At 60.8% G+C, this 19,575-nt stretch carries 16 protein-coding genes; 2 read left to right on the top strand and 14 right to left on the bottom strand.

Translation table 11 applies throughout. The annotated features are described in order from the left end of the window. The 5 genes from AB8A23_RS10365 to AB8A23_RS10345 form a co-directional block, all read right to left on the bottom strand. The gene (locus tag AB8A23_RS10365) at window positions 1-1,032 is read right to left on the bottom strand and encodes a branched-chain amino acid ABC transporter permease (RefSeq protein ID WP_120287019.1); all 1,032 of its coding nucleotides are present in this window, start codon (window positions 1,030-1,032) and stop codon (window positions 1-3) included. A gap of 71 nt (window positions 1,033-1,103) precedes the next feature. After that, window positions 1,104-2,324 (bottom strand): substrate-binding protein, encoded by a 1,221-nt coding sequence (locus AB8A23_RS10360; protein WP_120287020.1) that lies wholly within the window; start codon window positions 2,322-2,324, stop codon window positions 1,104-1,106. A 4-nt stretch (window positions 2,325-2,328) separates the two neighbouring features. Continuing rightward, entirely contained in the window at window positions 2,329-3,186 is an 858-nt protein-coding gene (locus AB8A23_RS10355; protein WP_120287021.1) for a branched-chain amino acid ABC transporter permease, read from the bottom strand. A 35-nt stretch (window positions 3,187-3,221) separates the two neighbouring features. Continuing rightward, window positions 3,222-4,736, bottom strand: coding sequence for an amidase (locus tag AB8A23_RS10350; protein WP_120287022.1), 1,515 nt, complete (start codon window positions 4,734-4,736; stop codon window positions 3,222-3,224). Between the two features lie 166 nt (window positions 4,737-4,902). After that, window positions 4,903-6,084, bottom strand: coding sequence for a substrate-binding domain-containing protein (locus tag AB8A23_RS10345; RefSeq protein WP_120287023.1), 1,182 nt, complete (start codon window positions 6,082-6,084; stop codon window positions 4,903-4,905). Between the two features lie 173 nt (window positions 6,085-6,257). Between AB8A23_RS10345 and AB8A23_RS10340 the strand changes: the two genes are divergently transcribed. Beyond that, window positions 6,258-6,695 (top strand): MarR family transcriptional regulator, encoded by a 438-nt coding sequence (locus AB8A23_RS10340; RefSeq protein WP_199488789.1) that lies wholly within the window; start codon window positions 6,258-6,260, stop codon window positions 6,693-6,695. A 25-nt stretch (window positions 6,696-6,720) separates the two neighbouring features. Here the strand turns inward: AB8A23_RS10340 and AB8A23_RS10335 are convergent, their stop codons facing one another. The 9 genes from AB8A23_RS10335 to xoxF5 all read right to left on the bottom strand — a co-directional run bounded on the left by AB8A23_RS10335 (window position 6,721) and on the right by xoxF5 (window position 18,123). After that, window positions 6,721-7,107, bottom strand: a complete 387-nt coding sequence (locus tag AB8A23_RS10335) for a RidA family protein (protein ID WP_115033557.1) — start codon at window positions 7,105-7,107, stop codon at window positions 6,721-6,723. Window positions 7,108-7,125: 18 nt separating this feature from the next. Next, complete coding sequence (locus AB8A23_RS10330; protein ID WP_115033558.1) at window positions 7,126-9,486, bottom strand: acetamidase/formamidase family protein; 2,361 nt, start codon at window positions 9,484-9,486, stop codon at window positions 7,126-7,128. A 128-nt stretch (window positions 9,487-9,614) separates the two neighbouring features. Next, window positions 9,615-10,856, bottom strand: a complete 1,242-nt coding sequence (locus AB8A23_RS10325) for an acetamidase/formamidase family protein (protein ID WP_120287024.1) — start codon at window positions 10,854-10,856, stop codon at window positions 9,615-9,617. Window positions 10,857-10,902: 46 nt separating this feature from the next. Further along, complete coding sequence (locus tag AB8A23_RS10320) at window positions 10,903-12,513, bottom strand: amino acid ABC transporter permease/ATP-binding protein (RefSeq protein ID WP_120287025.1); 1,611 nt, start codon at window positions 12,511-12,513, stop codon at window positions 10,903-10,905. 49 nt (window positions 12,514-12,562) lie between these two features. After that, window positions 12,563-13,429 carry an ABC transporter substrate-binding protein gene (locus AB8A23_RS10315; RefSeq protein WP_244527955.1) on the bottom strand — a complete coding sequence of 289 codons (867 nt, stop codon included), beginning with the start codon at window positions 13,427-13,429 and terminating at the stop codon, window positions 12,563-12,565. A gap of 442 nt (window positions 13,430-13,871) precedes the next feature. Further along, window positions 13,872-14,435, bottom strand: coding sequence for an S-(hydroxymethyl)glutathione synthase (gene gfa, locus AB8A23_RS10310; RefSeq protein WP_093757021.1), 564 nt, complete (start codon window positions 14,433-14,435; stop codon window positions 13,872-13,874). A 76-nt stretch (window positions 14,436-14,511) separates the two neighbouring features. Next, a complete protein-coding gene (locus AB8A23_RS10305; RefSeq protein WP_068734594.1) occupies window positions 14,512-15,621 on the bottom strand; it encodes an S-(hydroxymethyl)glutathione dehydrogenase/class III alcohol dehydrogenase in 1,110 nt (369 codons plus the stop codon). Window positions 15,622-15,718: 97 nt separating this feature from the next. After that, complete coding sequence (locus AB8A23_RS10300; RefSeq protein ID WP_231081034.1) at window positions 15,719-16,210, bottom strand: c-type cytochrome, methanol metabolism-related; 492 nt, start codon at window positions 16,208-16,210, stop codon at window positions 15,719-15,721. 107 nt (window positions 16,211-16,317) lie between these two features. Further along, window positions 16,318-18,123 (bottom strand): lanthanide-dependent methanol dehydrogenase XoxF5, encoded by a 1,806-nt coding sequence (gene xoxF5, locus AB8A23_RS10295; protein ID WP_093757023.1) that lies wholly within the window; start codon window positions 18,121-18,123, stop codon window positions 16,318-16,320. 447 nt (window positions 18,124-18,570) lie between these two features. On the opposite strand from xoxF5, the gene AB8A23_RS10290 reads away from it, so the two are divergent. Continuing rightward, window positions 18,571-19,548: a helix-turn-helix domain-containing protein gene (locus AB8A23_RS10290; protein ID WP_175366350.1), complete on the top strand. Its 978-nt coding sequence runs from the start codon at window positions 18,571-18,573 to the stop codon at window positions 19,546-19,548. Window positions 19,549-19,575: the final 27 nt, after the last annotated feature.

The following is a 19,575-nucleotide window of genomic DNA, read 5'->3' as shown; positions in this document are numbered from 1 at the left end:
CTATCGCTTCCCCGGACGGCCGAAGCTGCCGACGCGCTCGCGCTCTGACAACAACAGGCTGACCAGTCCTGCGGGCCGGAATAGGATGACCAGCAGCAGCAATACGCCAAGAATGATCGGCCAGATGTCCTGATAGCTGTTCGACAGCCAGAAGCTGACAGCCTCAATGACGACCGTGCCGATCACGGCGCCGATCAGTGTGCCGGAGCCGCCGAACAACACATAGAGTACCACCTGGGTGGAAATCACGACGCCCAGCATGTTGGGCCAGACGAAGCCTTCGTGAAACGCATAGAGACTGCCGGCGAGCCCGGCGATAGCTCCGCTCAGGGAGAAGATGATCGCCTTGAGGTGCTGCACTTTGTAGCCGAAGAAGGCGATGCGCTGTTCGTTCTCGCGCAGGCCGGCCAGCGCGAGGCCGAATTGCGAGCGCATCAGGAAACGACAGAGCAGATAGACCACGATCAGGAAGCCGATGGCCACGTAGTAATAGGCAGGTCCCTCTGTGAGCTCATAGCTGCCGATTGTCATCGGCGGGATCGAGGGAATGCCGTTCTGGCCGCCAAGATAGTACCACCCCCGCGCCAGACGATCGCAGGCATAGGAGCCGGTCAGCGTGCCCAAGGCCACGAAGATGACGCTGGCGGGATGGCGGCCAAGCAGCAGGAAGCCGCCAAGCAGCAGCGCAAAGGCAAAGCCGATCAGAAGGCCGGCGGGCAGCACGAGCAGGATGGACGTAATGCCGAGATCGCGCGCCAGCAGCGCCACGCCATACCCGGCCGAGCCGAAAAACACGGCCTGGCCGAAACTCATGATGCCGGCATAGCCCCAGACCAGATCGAACGACAGCGCGAACAGGCAGAGGATCAGCACGCGCGTGGCGTAGACGGTGAGATAGTCCTGCAGCACCAGCGGCAGCAGCAGGCCAATGACCAGCACCGTAATTTCGATCATCGGCAGCACGCGCCATTGGCGCGATGGGCTGATGCCTCGCGTCAGAGATACGGCAGAGAGTGGCGTCGTCTCGGTCATCAGGTCGCCGGCATGAGAGAAAGAGAAGCGGGAGTGATATCGGTCACTCCCGCGAGGTTCGGATTATCGGCTCAGCATTCCTTGGGATCGACGAGACCGGCGCTGCGCGCGACGACCTCATATTTGCCGCCCTTGGCCACCGCCGTATACATCTTCATCTTGCAGTGCCGCTGACCGGGGACCATCTCGGCCGGCCCGCCCGGGCCTTCGGCGATCTTGGCATGGTCGAGCGCCTTGGCAACTGCATCACGATCGACACTGCCGGCTTCCTTGACGGCCGCCTCCCACAGTTTCAGGCCGCGATAGGTGCCGGTCGCGGCGCTGCCAGCCGCGAACAGGAAATTGCCCGGGAACTGTTTTTCGTAGGCCGCCTGGAGCTTGGCACTGAACGGATCTTCCGGCGTCAGCGCCTTGAAGTAATCGAGGCAGCTTGCGAGGCCCTCGATTTCGGCAGGCTGATTGATGCTTAGCGTGTTCTCGTCATAATAGACGCAGGCGAGCCGCCCACCATTCTTGAGGAAACCCGCTTCGGAGAGCTGCTTGAAGAACGGTCCGACACCTGGCGGAATGACGGTGTTGAAGACGACATCGACCTTGTTCGAAATGATGCGGTTCACGGTCGACGAAAAATCGATCTGGTCGAGCGGGTAATACTCCTCGAACACGACCTCGCCGCCATTGGCCTCGATCACCTTGCGGGCATAGACGTTCAGCGTATGCGGCCAGACATAATTGGCACTGGGCAGCGCAAACTTCTTGCCGCCATTCTTGATCAGCCAGGGAATGAATTCATCGCATTGCTGCGCCGGCGTCGGCCCGGTGCAGAACAGATAGGGCGTGCATTCCTTGCCCTCATAGAGCTGCGGATAGATGTAGAGCGTCTTGCCGCGGGAGACGATGACATCCTTGATGGCGTTGCGCATCGACGAGGTGATGCCGCCGATGACCAGATCGACCTTTTCGCGCTGGATCAGCTTCCGCACATTGCCGACCGCGACGGATTCATTGGACGCAGTGTCCTCGATATACAGTTCCAGCGGCCGGCCAAGCAGACCGCCGGCATCGTTGATGTCCTTGATCACCATCCTGGCCACATTGGCGTCGGCATTGCCGGCATAGCCCATCGGCCCGGTCAGATCGGTACCGACACCGACCTTGATCGGTCCGGCAGCCGCATTGGCCCAGCCTGCAGGGATGACCCAGCTGCCGACACCGGTGGCGATAGCCGTACCGAACAGCGCCGCATTGCCGAGAAAGCGGCGACGGCTGAGAGTGTTGGCGTCTTGAGACATTGGACTAAACCCCTTTTCCTGCAACGAGGCCCTGCGGCCGGAATTTGATGAAGATGATGGCGAGTACGAATACGGCGACATCGGCGATAACGGGCGAGATGACCCAGGGCAGCGCCGCACTCAGCGTGCCGATCAGGCCTGCGCCAGCCACCGGTCCGGCAAAGGAGCCGATGCCGCCGACCATGACGGCGACGAAGCCCTGAATCAGAAAGCGAATGCCGAGATCGGCGAACAGCGTGAACACCGGCACGATCAGCGCGCCGGCCAGACCTGCGAGCGCGGCGCCGAACGCGAAGGTTGCGCCATAGATTGCGTTGGTCGAAATGCCGGAGGCTCGCGCCAGCGCCGGGTTCTCCAGCGAAGCGCGGATGCGCAGGCCGAACGCGGTGCGCGCCAGAAGCAGATAGCTCCCTGCCATCACCAGTGCGGTGATCACGATGATCACCAGACGCCAGGTTGAGAAATGCATGCCGCCGATGGCCACCGAGCCGCCGACCGGCTCCGGCACCGAGAGATACAGTCCGCCGATCAGGCCGCGCACGATCTCGCGAATGATCAGTCCGAGCGCATAGGTACCGAGCATGGCGACGATCGGCGCGGCATAGAAGCGCCGGACGATCAGCCGCTCCAGCACGAAGCCCAGTGCGCCGACGACAAATGGTGCCGCGAGCATACCGAGCCACACCGGCAAACCCGCGGTGTGAACGATGTAGGTGACGTAGGCCCCAAGCAGGACGAATTCGCCCTGCGCGAAATTGAAAATGCCCATCATGCTGGCGATGATCCCCAGCCCCAGCACGACCAGCACGACGATCGCCCCGAAACTGGCGATCTCGAAGACCGCCATGATCAGATTATCCATGCGTGATCACCGATCCTCGCTTCTGCATGGATGCCTCACATCGTCTTCCAATCGGCGGACTGCTCGAAGGCATGAGCCGCGCGATAGATGGTCATCTCGTCGAAATGCTTGCCGACCAGCATCAGCCCGACCGGCAGGCCATCGACCATGCCGCAGGGGATAGACATCGCCGGATGATGCGAAATGTCGAAGGGCGAGGTGTTGGAGATCATTTCGAAGGCGCGGCCGACGACTTCTTCACGCGGCGCGCCGGGCGCCGGCAGCGGCGTTGCCTTCATCGGTGTGGTCGGCATCAGCAACAGATCATAGCTCGCCAGCGCCTTGTCATAGGCAGCCGTGACGCGACGCGAGATATTCAGCGCCTTGCCGTAGAAGCGCGGTCCGAAATTATTGTTGATATAGGTGCCGAACAGCAGCAGCAGTTTGGTGGTTTCGGACAGCGAGTCCGCCTGCCCGCGCCAACCACGATGGGCATCCATCAGCGAGGTCGAATAGAGATCCGACCGACTGAGGCCATAGCCGTCGCCCACCATCATGGTCTGGGTCATGCCTTCGGTGCCGATCGGCGTCCACACCGCCGCCGCGGTGAGGTGCATCGGGATAGAGATCGTCTCCACTGTCGCGCCGAGATCGGCGAAGCGCTTGGCGGCTTCGCGAACGCTGCGGTTGACCGCGTCCTCGGCGCCGAGCTGCTCGAAACCTTCCTTGACGATGGCGATCTTCATACCCTTGACGCCGGTGCCGAGCGCCTTGGTGTATTCCGGCACTTCCGGCGACTTGATCCGCGGATCATAACCGTCGTCGCCGGCAAGCACTTCCAGCAACAGCGCATTGTCGGCGACGTTGGATGTCATCGGGCCAGTGTGATCGACGAAAATCTCGATCGGCATGATGCCTGTATAAGGCACCAGACCCCAGGTCGGCTTCATGCCATAGGTGCCGGAGAAGGACGACGGCATGCGGATGGAGCCGCCCTGATCGCCGCCGATTGCCATGTCGACTTCGCCAAGCGCGACAACGACCGCACTGCCGGACGACGAACCGCCGGCGGAATAGCCCATCTTGTGCGGGTTATGCACGTTGCCCGTCGAATTGGTGTGGCTGCCGCCGGACATGCAGAAGGATTCGCAATGCACCTTGCCCATGATCTCGGCGCCCGCGTCCAGCATGCGCGTGACGATGGTGGCGTCGAAATCCGGCACATAGCCTTCCAGCGTGGAGGAGCCGTTCATCATCGGCACACCGGCCAGCATGATGTTGTCCTTCAGCGCGACGGTCTTGCCCTTGAGCTTGCCGCTGGGCGCCCCCTTCACCACCGACTTGCGATACCAGGCGTTGCGCGTGTTCTCTTCCGGTGCGGGCCGATAGCCAGGTGTACGCGGATATTTCACTTCGGGTACTTCGTCGGGCATCGCCGCCACGACGTTGTAGGCATCGACGGATCCCTGCATCAGCGCGCGGAACGAGGTGACGTCCTCATCGGACAGCGCGAGGCCGCACTGATCGGCGACGGCGAGGAGTTGATCGGGAGTGGGAAGTGAAACGGCCACGATGATTTCTCCTGATATCCACGATGCAACCGGCGCGGCATTTCTTCGGGATGCCCATGCCGTCAAGGCGACGACGGTGTCGCCTTTCGCGCATCATTAGAAAGAGAAATATTTTCCTTTTCAAGTATTATTTTCGGGGGGCGTCCTGATCAGGTCTGCGACTGACCTAGAATGTCCGGATGAGCCTGAAATCCAGACCGTCTGCTTCGGCAAGATAGATCGGCATTTTCGCCCGCCCGCCGCGTATGCTGATCTCACCGCGGGCGCCGTGATAGGCCACGCTGGACGCCGCGTTTAGCATCGGCCGGACGTCGAATGAGCCCGCCTTGGTCGCCACGGATTCGAGAAACCGAAGCCCCTCGTAATTCGACTGCGCGACCGATCCCGGCACAGGCGCACAGCGTCCGAACGATGCTTCATATTGCGCACGGAATGCATCATTCGCCGCCGACGCACGGTCGACGAAATAGCCCGATGCACAATAGAGCCCCTCGGAGCTATCTGCGCCCATGCCGAGCAGCAGCGTTTCATCCATGGCCCCCGCCAGTCGGAGAACCTTCGACGAGAGACCATGTTCGGCGAAGGCGCGGTTAAACACGATGCTGTCGGTGCCGATCAGCGAGATGACCACGACGTCCGGCTTTGCCGCCCGGATACGGGCGATCTGGGCATCGTGATTCTGCTCGCCAAGCGCAACGAATTCCTCACCGACCACGCGCCCTCCGGCGACGGCGATGTATGTCTTGGTGGCCTTGTGGGCCAGCCACGGCCAAACGTAATCGCTGCCGATCAGATACCAGCGCTTCGCCTTCTTTTCATTCGCCAGCCATTCGACGGCCGGGCGCGACTGATCGCGCGGCGTCTCGCCGATCGCCATCACGCCGGGCGTGCGTTCTCCGCCTTCATAGACAGGCGTATAGATATAGGGCACGCGCCCGGCGATCACCTTGCGCAACGCGACGCGGACCGCGCTGATATGCGAGCCCATGATGACATCGGCATCACCGGCCGCGATCATGTCGGCTGCCGTGCGGACAACGCCATCGATATCGCCGCCGGCATCATGAAACACCGGCTCGATCTCGCGCCCGAGAATGCCGCCGCGCCGATTGATCTCCGAAGCCGCGAGCATCATGCTATTGGTGCCCGCCAGGCCCCAGATCCCGGCCGGGCCGGACAGGCCGATAAAATTGACGACGCGCAGCTTTTCGCGATTGCGACGCCGCGGAAACAGATCGGGACGTGCAATCGCATCACGACCTCCCCCGCTGTCCTGAAAGCCCTTCAGCAACCATGGCGCCGGCATCGGCAGCGCACCGGTCGTTGCAATCTGCAGTGACGAGAGCATGTCGCTCTCCTTTCGACGTTGTCAGCGGCGGTGCGGCGTCAATTTATCGGCAGTAAAATCGTGCGAAAGAAAATATCGTAGAGGAAAATATTGAATATTCAACGATTCCCGTGCATATGGATCAGGCAAAGTCGCTTAATATTCATCACCCCTTCCAGCAAAGTTTCCCAACCGTGGCCAGAACGCCGAGCACGCCCATCACCGAACACCTCGCTTATCTGCTGGCGCAGGCGAACCGGGAGATTAATCGCCAGCTCGATGCGCGCTTCAAGAAGGAAGGCGTGCCGGTCGAACAGTGGCGCATTCTGAAAGTGCTGTCCGACGGCAAGGGCTACTCCATGGGCGACCTCGCCGATGCGGTTCTGCTGAATCATCCAACCCTGACCAAGATGGTCGATCGGATGGTGTCTGATGCACTGGTCTACCGGGTGCAGGACCCCGACGACCGCCGCAAGGTGGTGATGTTCATTTCCGACCGCGGCAAGACACTGACCCAGCGGCTGAACTCGCTGGCGCTGAGCCAGGAAGCCCATATCGCCGAAAACTACGGCAACAAGGCAACGGCCGACCTGAAGCGCTTGCTGGAAAGCCTGATCGAAAAGGCGAACTAGGTTTTCCATCTCTTCGCACCGACGCTTATGTGGGCCGTCGACAAACCAGGTCGATTTCGATCAGAGCGTCATAAGCGAGGCCCGTGACGCCGACACAGGTCCGCGCCGGCAAACGATCCCGCGGAAAATAGCTGCGATAGGTCTCGTTCATCGCCACGTAGTCGCGCTTGAACTCGGTGAGATAGATCCGCGTCATGGTGATGTGCTCGAAGCCGAGCTCAAGCCCCGCGAGCACCACGCGCAGATTTTCCATCACCGCTTTGGTCTGAGCCACGATGCCATCGGGTAGCACGCCCGGCATTGCCGGCGTGTCCGGCATCTGCCCGGTGACGAACACGAAGCCGTCGGTCTCCACAGCATGGCTGAACGGCGCGACCGGCTTCGGCCCGCCGGAGATCATGTGAAATTGCAAAAGCGCGTCTCCTGGACCTTATGATTTTGACGTGTGGTCGAACACCCGCTTGCTCAGAATGGCATGGACGCCCCAATTGCCATCGACGACCTGCGTCACGCCAAAGTCGACCGCGACCGACATCAACGCGATCGCCTCATCCTCGGTGAGACCTTTAATGTTCATCAGGAAGCGCCGCATCTTGCGAAAGGCGTCCTTCATCGCGAGATCGAGCGACGAGGTCGCGTAGACCTCGCTCTGCCCCTTGGCGCCGAATTCGGCGAGATAGTTCGGATGGCTGAAGCCCATCAGCACCCAGTCACTCTCGGTCTCGATCAGCGGATAAGTGAGATCGGCGAACGCCTGCCCGGCGAGATTGCCCTTCTTGTGCAAGACCACCTGGAAGGTTCCGGTCATCGAACATTCGATCGCCGTGCCACCGAGTTCGCCGTCGCCCTGCGCGGCATGGGGATCGCCGACGGACAGCAATGCGCCGGGCACCGATACCGGCAGATAGACCGTCGATCCCTTGCCGAGCCGCCAATTGTCGAGATTACCGCCAAAATAGGCTGGCGGCACTGAATCGACGAGATCGGCCTCTCGCGGCGCCACGGCAATGACACCGAAATGTGGACGCAGAGGAATGCGAATGCCGTCGAGCACGTCATGCCGACGCCGCACAGAGGCCGGCGTAATCGGAATGCCCGGATAATCGTAGGTATTGTGCACGGTGCCGAACGGATCGGTCTGCGGCTCCCAGCGATACGAGTAGAGCGCGCGCGCATATGGCACGTCGTCGTGATCGAGAATTTCGTAGATCGTCACCGCCTCACGCGCATTCTGCTCGGCAAGAAATTCCTTGTAGTGATAGCCCCACCATGCCGCGACGCTGCTGCCAAAAACCTGACCGTCGAAATCCGGATTTCGACTGGCGCGCGGCACGATGTCGAGGATGCGGATTTCCAGCACATCGCCGGGCTGCGCGTCCCTGATCGCCACCGGCCCGGTGCAGATGTGGACGCCAAAGCCCTCACCGGCACCACGGCCATAGATCGAGGCGTCCATCGGACCGGCCCCGCGGCGATCGACATTCTTCTGATCGCACGTCCAGCAGAACACGCTCTCAGCGCCGATATCGCCCTTGATCATCCGCTCGGGATCGTCGGATGCGTGCTGCGTCAGTGTTTCGATGGTGATCGTGTCGCCGGAATTGATCTCGATCTGCGGCGGCAACGAGCGGCTGAAATAGCCCCAGTGCACGCGAGATGCATCGGCGGCAAGATGATGGTGCCGGAGATTCTTCGAAGCATCCGCGATGCCGTGCGTGATCGTCTCGGCCGGCTCCGGCTGCGCAATCTTCCCCGTGGTCGACGGCGCGTGCTGGCTGCGCAACTGCGCCAGCGCTTCCTGCGGCCATCCGCGTTGTCCCGCCGCCGTGGCCGACGCCGTCAAGCGCTCGGCTTCATTCTGGCGGAATTCGCGCGGCGACAGGCCGAAGCGGTGACGGAACGTGCGGCTGAAATGCGCGGAGTCATTGAAGCCGGCACGAAAGGCAATCTCGGAAATCGAGTGATGCGCCTCGGACGGATTCGACAGATCGGCCCAGGTGCGCTGCAGCCGGCGTTCGCGCAGGTAATGCGTAAAGCTGCTGCCGGTGCCTTCGAATAGTTTCTGCAGATAACGTTCGGAGATGCCCTCGGCCTGCGCCACCTTGGCCGGCGTCAGATCCGCATCGTCGAGGCGTCGCTCGATGGTTTGGCACAGCCGATGCAAGGTCGCCGCCTTGGTCGCCGTGCCGCTGTTGAGATCGGCCGTCGGCTCGGCCAGTTGACGTGTAAAGGTCGGCAACAGATCGGCAAGACTTTGTGCGATCGCCAACCATTCGGCATCGGACAATGTTTCGAGGTTGCGGGCCACCTGTTCCATCATACGCGCAAACACATCGCCGAAGCCGCCGGGGCCTACGATCTGGACATCGGCGATGGCGGGTGCACTGGCGCGGCGACTGTGCAGCGGATCGGACGTCACCGAGAGCACCACCGCGCGCATGTCGCGCTGGAACGATACGCTCCAATCGCCCTTGCGGGGTAACAGCAGCAGATGTCCAGCGGCGACGATCTGATGTCCGGCGGCCGTCTTCAGCGCGACGCCATCCTCAAGCGGCAGCAGCACCAGGGGATGGTCGCTGGCCAGATCCGACAGGGGCGAGATCGCCTGCGCGCCAGCAGACAATTTGGCCAGTGCAATACCTTCGAAGGTGCGACGAAGCGCGGTGGCGTGGCCGTGATGCGTGGTCGTTGCAGCCGTCGGCTGCAGGCCAATCGAACCCAGGACGTCGCGCCATGCTTCGGGGCGGTCGTCTTCAGAGTAGGATTCACTGGTGAACGGACGGAGGCTCATGCATCGACCTTCATAGCCGAAGCGAAGCAACCTCCGTGCCATCCCGAAGGACGCAGCGCCCTGCCCTGCAACTTCCCCGATCACCGCGCCATCATCCTCGTAGCCGAATTCAGTGCAATTTCATCCGCTTAGTCGCAGCGGAAGACGTTCTTGCGGATTGTGCCATGGACACCCCAATTGGCATCGACCACTTGCGTCACCCCGAAATCCGCACCGACCGACATCAGCGAGATCGCCTCGTCTTCGCTCATCTTGTGCACCGTCATCAGGAAACGCCTGAGCTTGCGGAACGCATCGCGCATGGCCCGATCGAGGCTGGAATGATTAGCGACGTCGAGCTGCGCATTGGCGCCGAGTTCGGCGAGATAGTTCGGGAAGGTGAAGCCGTAGACCGACCAGGCATCGGCGGTTTCCAGCATCGGATGCGTCAGGCCTTCGAGGGGCGTGCCGCCGAGGTCACGATGCTTGTGCAGGATGAACTCGAAATCGCCGGTCAGCGAGGTCTCGATGGCCGTGCCGCCGAGCTCGCTGTCGCCCTGCGCGGCATGGGGATCGCCGACCGAGAAGAACGCGCCGGGCACCGCCACAGGATAGAACATCTTGGCGCCCTTGCCGACGCGCCAGTCATCGATATTGCCGCCTGTGTAACTCGGCGGGATCGACGACACGAAATCCTCCTCGGATGGCGCGAGGCCCATGGTGCCGAAATGCAGCCGTGCCGGCACCTTGACGTTGGGCAGGATGTTTTCGCGTTTCCTGATGGTCGCGTGATCGACGCGCACGCCGGGATAATCGATGGTTGGATGCAGGATGCCATCGGGGTCGGTCTGCGGCGTCCAGACATAATTATAGACCGCATTGGCAAACGGCTCGCCCGATGTATCGAGTTCGAAGATCGTCACGACCTCGCGCGGCTTCGGTTCCTCGATCAGGTCGTGATAGTGGAAGCCCCAATTGGCCGCAACGTTGGAGCCGAAACACTTGCCGGCATAACAGGCCTTGCAGGCCGGTCGCGGGCGCACGTCGAGAATACGCACTTCCAGCACATCGCCCGGCTCCGCGCCTTCGATCGCCACCGGCCCGGTGAGCAGATGCACGCCGACGCCTTCGCCTGAGCCGCGGATGAACGGACCTTCCGTCGGGCCGGAGCCGCGGCGGACGACGGCCTTGTGCTCGCGGGTCCATTTGAACACGCTTTCGGCGCCGGGATCGCCTTCGATCATGCGCTCGTAATCGTCATTGGCATGATGCGTCAGCGTTTCGATGGTGGCACGGTCGCCCGACTTCAGCGTCAGCGCGGGTGCCACGATCTTGCTGAAATAGCCCCAGTGGACGGTCTTCGGCGACACCGGAAGAAGATGATGTTTCATGCTGAGGCCCTCGGTAGCAAATGGACGAACTTCACAGGCGCGACGATCACGAGACTTCCGCCTCCACCGCATTGAGGAAACGCTGCGCGACGGGATTGCGCGGATTGGTCAGGACTTCACTGGCCGGGCCTTCCTCGATGATCGCGCCTCCGGCGAGCAGCACCACACGGTCGGCCACTTCGCTGGCAAAGCGCAGCTGATGCGTCGAGATGATCATGGTCAGACCGTCCTCGACGGCGAGCCTGCGGATCACTTCGAGGACCTCGTTGACCAGTTCGGGATCGAGCGCCGAGGTCGGCTCGTCCAGCAACAGCACGCTTGGATTGGGCGCGATGGCCCGGGCAATGGCGACGCGCTGCTGTTGGCCGCCAGACAGATGCCGCGGTAGCGCATTGGCGCGGTGGCTGAGGCCGACGCGCGCCAGGAGTTCATCGGCACGGCGCTCGGCATCGGCGCGCGCGAGGCCGTGCACCCAACGCAGCGGACCGGCGATGTTCTCCTTGGCCGTGAGGTGGCCGAACAGGTTGAACTGCTGGAACACCATACCAACGCCGACCTCGGCGCGGGCATTCGCCAGCAGCCGCGGCGACAGCGCCTTACCGTGCTCGTTGAAGCCGAGCTGGCGGCCAGCGACCTTGATGGCGCCGCCGTTCCACAGTTCGAGATTGTTGATACAGCGGAGCAGCGTGCTCTTGCCGGAGCCGCTTGGTCCGAGCAGCGCGATGACTTCACCGATCCGCACCGTGATGTCGACACCGTCGAGCACCACGTTCCTGTCGTAGCTCTTGCGGAGATCGGAGACTTCGACGGCGACATTGTTGCGCGCCAGCATCTCCGCGCGTTTGGTGCGATCGGCGCGTTCCGGCCGCATCCGCGGCGGCGGCAGTTCGGCGACACCGCCGTCGGGCAGGATTTCCGGCGACATGTCGGCCTGCGGCGCCAGCGCATCGTCGCTGCCAGGCGCGCGGTACCACGGCAGGAAGCGCATGAATGTAGTTTGCTTCGCCGTGCGATCGAGGTCGAACTTCCATTCCAGAAGCAGTTGGATGCCGGCGATGGCCGCTGTGAGCAGCAGATAGATCAGACCGGACGCGAAGAAGATCGAAAAGAAATCGAAGGTCGAGGACGCTAGCTGGGTCGAGCGCAGCGTCAGCTCCTGCACGGCGATGACGGAGGCCAGCGACGAATTCTTCAGCGCGCTGACCGCTTCGTTGCCGAAAGCGGGGATCATCGAACGGATCGCCTGCGGCGCGATGATCCGGCGCATCAGGACGCCCGGGGTCATGCCGAGTGCCTGACCGGCCACCACCTGGCCGCGATCGACACCCAGTACGCCGGAGCGCAGCATCTCGGCGATGAATGGCGCTTCGTTGCAGGCCAGTGCCAGGCCGGCAGCGAGAATGGCGGGAAGCTTGATGCCGATCTGCGGCAGGGCGTTATAGGCAAACACCATCTGCAGGATCAGCGGCGTGCCGCGAAAGATCACGGCATAGACCCGGGCGAAGGATGCCAGCGGCTTGAACCTGCTGAGCTGCATCCACGCCAGGATCACACCGAGGATCAGCCCGCCGCACAGACCGAGGGCGGTGACCTGCAAAGTCGCCTGGATACCCTCGATCATATACGGCATGCTGAGATAGTGGAGGAACAGCTCCATGGCGGCAGAAAGCCCTTACTTGAGAGTGATCCTTGCTTGCGGGCTGGCGTTACTTCACCGTCAGCAGGCCGGGCTCCATCAGGTTTTCCGGATCGAGTTTCCACTTCTTCAGCAGCGCGAGCTGATCACCGGACTTGTAGATCTCGGTGAGTGCGGCCTTCACCGCATCGCGGAACTTGGGCTTGTCCTTCGGCACGGCGATGCCGACCTGATAGGGGATCGTCACCGCGACCGCCTTCTCGAGCTTGTCCGGATAGGCTTTCACCGCGTTGTCGACGGTGTTGACGTCGTTGATATAGGTATCAGCGCGGCCGGCAAGGATCGCCTGGATGCAGTTGGCATTGTTGTCATAGAGCTGGATGGTCGGCTCCGCCTTGCCTTCCTTCTTGCATTCCGGCCCCAGCGCCTGGATCAACGGCACTTCGACATAGCCTGTGTTTTCCGCCGCAGCCGTGCCGCACAGCGAGGTGTTGATACCGGTGATCTTCTTGGGATTACCCTTGGCGACGAGCACGCCGTCGAACACCTTGGAATAGGTGATGAAATCGGCCGCCTTGGCGCGCTCCTCGGTGGCATAGATGTCGGATATCACGATGTCGGCCTGGCCCGATGCCAGTGTGGTCAGCAAGGCCGCGAAGGTCACAGCCTTGTAGGTCAGCTTGAAGCCAAGGCATTCGCCGATCTGCTCACCGAGATCGATGTCGAAACCGATATATTTGTTGGGATCCTTGGGATCGATCGATTCATAGCCCGGTGTATGCGGATTGATGGCGTTAACGAGCGTCTTGCCTTTCCAGTCCGGATATTTCGCCTGCAACTCGGCGCAAGCCGCCGGCACGGCCGCCTGCGCCGACATCGGAACAAAGGTACCAACCGCCAATAGCGCGCCCACTGCCGCCGCGCGCCATCCAATCATCGCGCCCGTTTCAGGCCAAAGCCTACGGATGTCAGCAAAATGCAACTTGACCATTCGATCGCTCCTTCGACGTTGTCATGGCCTGAACCATGTTCCTAACCTCGAAGAAGCCTACGGGCGCATGTCCGCAGAAAGCTTGTCCCGGGACGTACAATAATTTGGATCGTCCGCTCCCATGATTTGGGCAGAGCTGCCACATTAATGGGCGGCGAGTGCCGCATGTCGGCTGCCCGCCAGAAGCGGTCGTCGAGCCATCGACTCCGCCGTGCAGTCAAATGCTGTGAGTATTGTCGCGACAAAGCAGCGGGCCGATCGCAGCGAGGCCGAAGCGCGATTATTCGGGTGACCCACAAAGTCGAAGCCCCTTGCCGGGGCAAATCTACCAATAGCAACGCCGGTGGCGACATGTCGCCACCGGCGGATGCTCATATGCTGTGTTGACTCAGGCCGCTTTGGCCGTTGCCACGTGATTGGCGAGGACATCCATCAGCGCAGGCGAAAGGCAATCATAAGGCTCGAGTCCCAGTTCCTTGAGGCGCGACCGTATTGCGGTCATGTCGCTCGGCTTCACGCCGGATTCAATCACCGACGAGACGAAGGCGGCGAAGCCCGGTGCGGCCGAGCCGGATTCTTCGAATAATTCAGGATGAATGAAGTCGAGGCCATAGAACGCATGTCCTTTGTTCTCGATGCGGCCGAACATGTGGGTGCCGCATCCGGTGCAGGCATGACGCTGGATGGTTGCGGCCTGATCGACGATGCGCAGCTTGTCGCCGTTTTGCAGTACGGTGACGTTTTCGCGCGGAACCACTGCGACGACAGAGAACGTCGCGCCGCTCGGCTTCCAGCATTTGGTGCAGCCGCAGGCGTGATTATGAGCGACGTCGCCTTTGACGCCAACCTTGACCGGCTTGTCGCTGCATTTGCAGACCAGCGTTCCGCCGGCAAAATGGCCTGAACCTTGTTTGACACCGCCGTCAACGGACGGGTGGATATGAACAGTCATCAGTCTATCCTCCTGGTATGATGCGTCACTTGTGTGAAGCATTGTTGTATTGGCACTCTGGTGTTGCAGCCTGCATTCAGAACACGACCACCGATCGGATCGATTTTCCTTCGTGCATCAGATCGAATCCCCTGTTGATCTCTTCCAGCTTGAGCACATGCGTAATCATCGGATCGATCTCGATCTTTCCGTTCATGTACCAGTCGACGATCTTGGGAACGTCGGTACGACCGCGCGCGCCGCCGAAGGCTGTGCCTTTCCAGACGCGACCTGTGACGAGCTGGAATGGCCGGGTCGCAATCTCTTTTCCGGACTCCGCAACGCCAATGACAACGGAGACACCCCAGCCGCGATGGCAGGCTTCAAGCGCCTGGCGCATGACCGTGGTATTGCCGGTGCAGTCGAAGGTGTAATCGGCACCGCCATCGGTCAGCCCCACCAGATGCTGAACAATGTCGCCATCAACCTTCTTCGGATTGACGAAATGGGTCATGCCGAAGCGGCGGCCCCATTCTTCCTTGTCGTCATTGATGTCGACGCCGACGATCTTGTCGGCTCCGACCATCCGTGCGCCCTGAATGACGTTGAGGCCGATGCCGCCGAGGCCGAACACGACAACATTGGAGCCCGGCGTGACCTTCGCCGTATTGACCACGGCGCCGACACCGGTGGTGACGCCGCAGCCGATATAGCAGCTCTTGTCGAACGGGGCGTCGTCGCGGATCTTCGCCACCGCGATCTCCGGCAGCACCGTGAAGTTCGAAAAGGTCGAGCAGCCCATGTAGTGGTAGATCGGCTTGCCCTGATAGCTGAAGCGCGAGGTCCCGTCCGGCATCACGCCCTTGCCCTGGGTGGCGCGGATCGCGGTGCAGAGATTGGTCTTCTGGCTCAGGCAGCTTTTGCATTGCCGGCATTCCGGCGTGTAAAGCGGAATGACATGATCGCCGGGCTTGACCGAGGTGACGCCGGGACCGACCTCACGCACGATACCTGCGCCCTCATGGCCGAGGATGGAAGGAAAGATGCCTTCGCTGTCGAAACCATCGAGCGTATAGGCATCGGTGTGGCAAATGCCGGTCGCTTTGATCTCGACCAGAACTTCGCCTGCCTTCGGCCCTTCGAGATCGACGTCGACGATCTCAAGCGGCTTCTTTGCTTCGAAGGCGACTGCGGCGCGGGTCTTCATTCTCAACTCCCTCGGTCGTTTGATCTTGCGTCATCCGGTCCTGTGCCGTCCGAGCCCGCGTTATCCGGGATTGCAGGTCAGCGGTTTGCGATCCGCATTAGTGCGGTTTCCCCATGCAGGCGCTCTCGGCCTCGGTATAGGCTGCGGGCTTTTCCTCGCGCTTGCCCGGGCGGACGCGGCCGACTGCATCATTGGCGCGCGCACGCAGATAGACGTAGAGATCGTCCATGTAGCAGGCGACATTGGTGTTATCGCCAAAGGCCGGCATGACGCTTTCCTGCGACGTGCTGACATTCTTGCGGCCGCTGGCGACAACGCCGAGGAAGTCGCCATAGCTCATCGTTTTCAGCGAGTCCTTCAGTGCCGGTGCGTAGGTCGATCCCATCCCATCGGGGCCATGACAAACGTGGCATTCCGAGTGATAGCGCCGGTAACCCGAATATGTGTACCAGTCGATGGTGCCATCGGCGGAAACGTTGAAGGTCGGATTGCCCTCCTTGTCCAAATACTTGCCGTCTTCGGATTTAACGGCTTTCGGATCGCCGGCATTCTCGGCGAAGCTCGTATTCCCGGAGGCCACGACAACAATCGTGGCAATGACAGACCAGATGTGACGCAATAGCTTGTCCTCGACATGCGATTTCAGAAAAGACCGGCGCATGGACGAAGCCATGCGCCGGTGACTGATGCGTCAGTTCACTGTGGGAGTGCAAAGACCGTCAGCGCGCCGCCGAGTGCGGTATAGTTGGTCAGGGCTGCGTAACCACCGACGGCACCGAGACCGGCAGTCGGATCCGTCAGACCCGCTGCGAGACCGATGCCGGCCCAGCCGCCGACGCCTGACAGGACGGCGATATACTGCCGGCCATTGTTTTCGTAGGTGGTGACGTTGCCGATGATGCCGGACGGAGTCTTGAACTTGTAGAGTTCCTTACCCGTCTTGGCATCGACCGCCTTCAGGTAGCCTTCCAGCGTCCCGTAGAACACCACGCCACCGGCAGTGGCGAGCGCCCCCGACCAGACCGAGAACTGTTCCTTGTTGGACCAGACGATCTTGCCGGTCTTGTTGTCCCAGGCAATGAAGTTGCCCATATGGGTTTCGCCCGGAGGTGGATACATCGACAGCGTCGCACCCACATAAGGCTGGCCGGCGGTGTAGTTCACCTTGAACGGCTCATAGTCCATGCAGACATGGTTGGTCGGCACATAGAACAGCTGGGTATCCGGCGAATAGGCTCCGGGTTGCTGATCCTTGGTGCCGAGTGCCGCCGGGCAGACGCCCTTGGTGTTGACGTCTTCACCTTGCTTCTCGGTGGAGTACTGATCGACCACTTTCGGACGGCCATAGGTCGGCGACGACTTGTTCATGTCGACACCGGTGGTCCAGTTCACCTTCGGATCGTATTTTTCGGCAACCAGCAATTCACCGGTGACACGGTCCATGGTGTAAGCGAGGCCGTTACGATCGAAATGCGTCAGCAGCTTGCGGTTTTGGCCGTTCATCTGCTGATCGCTGAGGATCATTTCGTTGACGCCGTCATAGTCCCATTCGTCATGCGGAGTCATCTGATAGACCCACTTGGCCATGCCTGTGTCGGCATCGCGCGCGAAGATGGTCATTGACCACTTGTTGTCGCCCGGCCGTTGCTTCGGATTCCAGGTCGAGGGATTGCCCGAGCCGTAATAGACGAGGTTCAGCTCCGGATCGTAGGAGGTCCAGCCCCAGGTGCAGCCGCCGCCGATCTTCCACTGATCGCCTTGCCACGTCTTGATGCTGGAGTCCTTGCCGACGGGCTTGCCGAGTGCGGTGGTCTTCTCCGGATCCACCATGATCTGGTCGTCCGGTCCTTCCGAGAAGGCGCGCCATGCCAGCTTGCCGGTCTTCAGGTCATAGGCGGTCATGTGGCACTGAACGCCGAATTCGCCGCCCGAGATGCCGATCAGGACCTTATCCTTGACCACGAGCGGGGACGACGTGCCCGTTGCACCCTTGCCAGGGTCGCCGTTCTTGACCGTCCAAACTTCCTTGCCGGTCTTGGCGTCGAGTGCGACCAGCGTGGTATCGGCCTGGTGCAGGAAGATCTTGCCGTCCGCATAGGCGACGCCGCGATTGACGGTGTCGCAGCACATCACCGGAATGACGTTCGGATCCTGCTTCGGTTCATACTTCCAGACGATCTTGTTGTCCTGCGACAGGTCCATTGCGTAGACCTTGTTCGGGAACGGCGTATGCACATACATCATGTTGCCGATGATCAGCGGACCGCCTTCGTGGCCGCGCAGCACACCGGTAGAGAAGGTCCAAGCCACCTGCAGCTTGCCGACATTAGCCGCCGTGATCTGGTTCAGCTTCGAATAGCGCGTATTGGCGTAGTCGCCCGCTGGCATGACCCAGTCTTTCGGGTTCTGCGCCATCTTTGTCAGTTCATCATTGGCGATGGCAACGCCTGCGGCAGAGGCCGCCATTGTGCCAAGACAGGTCGCAAGCAGCACCTTTCGCATCGTGATGTCCTCCCAGACATAATGCCGGGTCTCGTCAAGCGGCCCAGCTTCATTTTGGTTTCTATGAGTAGCAAGATCCGCTGCTGCATACTTGCCCAAGAGCGAAGCAGGCTTGCTCGACAGAGAACCCGCGCAAGATAATTTTCTCGTACATTGACGAAAAACCTGAACGGTATCTGGAAAGCCCACGCCTTTCGCACTGCACACGGATCGCCGCACTGCGACCTAAGGGTGATGTTTCACTTGACGGGGCTGGTATCGAGTCAGAGGATCGACAAGGAGAAGTGAGTTACTCTGACCACAATTCACGAGCTGCGGGCTGTGCCGTTACATATTGTTTCGCACATTTTTCCATATGTGCTTCGTTCGATATGTGCTTCGTTCTGTAAGTATAGTTCCGTCTCGTGACGAATTGTTACGTGATGACCTTTCATCGGTGAATTGTTCATGTCCGATACGCTTAGTTCTCTCAGCACATCCGGATTGACGCCGACAAGGCAGATCCAGGTTTGGTCGGATGCCCTGACCGATCTGTGCGGGCGATTTGACATCGATCCGCTGGAAGCATCCACATTCGATGCACTGATCAGCTGCACATCGGTTTCGCGGTTGAAATTGTGTCACATCGAGGCGAGCCAGCATCGAATCGGCCACGCAGCCCCGCGAATTCGGCAAAGCGATCATCCCTACGTGAAGATCGTGTTCCAAACTTATGGCGTTTCGCATTTCGAACAGGACAGTCGCCGGATCGATATCGGGCCCGGCGATTGCCTCGTCTATGATGTGTCGTGCCCGCATACCATCGTCAGCCCGGCCTTTACACGCCATGACGTCGTGATCGTGCCCAAGGAGTTGCTGCATGAGCGCGGCCTCGGTGCGGGAAATCTGGCCGCCTGCAAACTGTCGGCGCGCGCCGGCACCGGGCGCATCGCACACGAATTCGTACAGGCCGCTTTCCACGAAGCGACCAGACTATCGCCAAACAGTGCCATCGGTGTTGCCGATTCACTGATTGATCTGTTGCTGTTGCCGCTGCGGGAAGTCGACATGACGCTTGATCGTGTCGGGCCGGAAGCCATGTATGTCCGTGCGCAGGGTTTCATTCGGGAACATTTGCGCGACCCCGAGCTCAGCATCGATCAGATTTCGACCGCATTGCATTGCACCAAACGTTATCTGCATATGCTGTTCAGCGACCGCGGGATAACTGTCAGCGACTATATCTGGCAGGCGCGGCTGCAGAATTGCCGGCAGGAACTGGAAGCGCAGAACGGAAAGACGATCACGGACGTCGCATTTTCCTGGGGCTTCTCAAGTTCCTCGCACTTCAGTCGCGTGTTCCGGAAGTATTTTGGCGTGGCTCCATCCGCGATACACAAGGCGCATCACGGCCATCAGCGGCCTGCTCTCACCGAAGAAGTGTAGTTACACTTCGGTTGCCTGCACATTTTG

This window comes from Tardiphaga sp. 619_E2_N8_4, from assembly GCF_051810905.1.
GTDB classification, from domain to species: domain Bacteria; phylum Pseudomonadota; class Alphaproteobacteria; order Rhizobiales; family Xanthobacteraceae; genus Tardiphaga; species Tardiphaga robiniae.
This window is presented reverse-complemented; position numbering and strand designations above follow the sequence as displayed.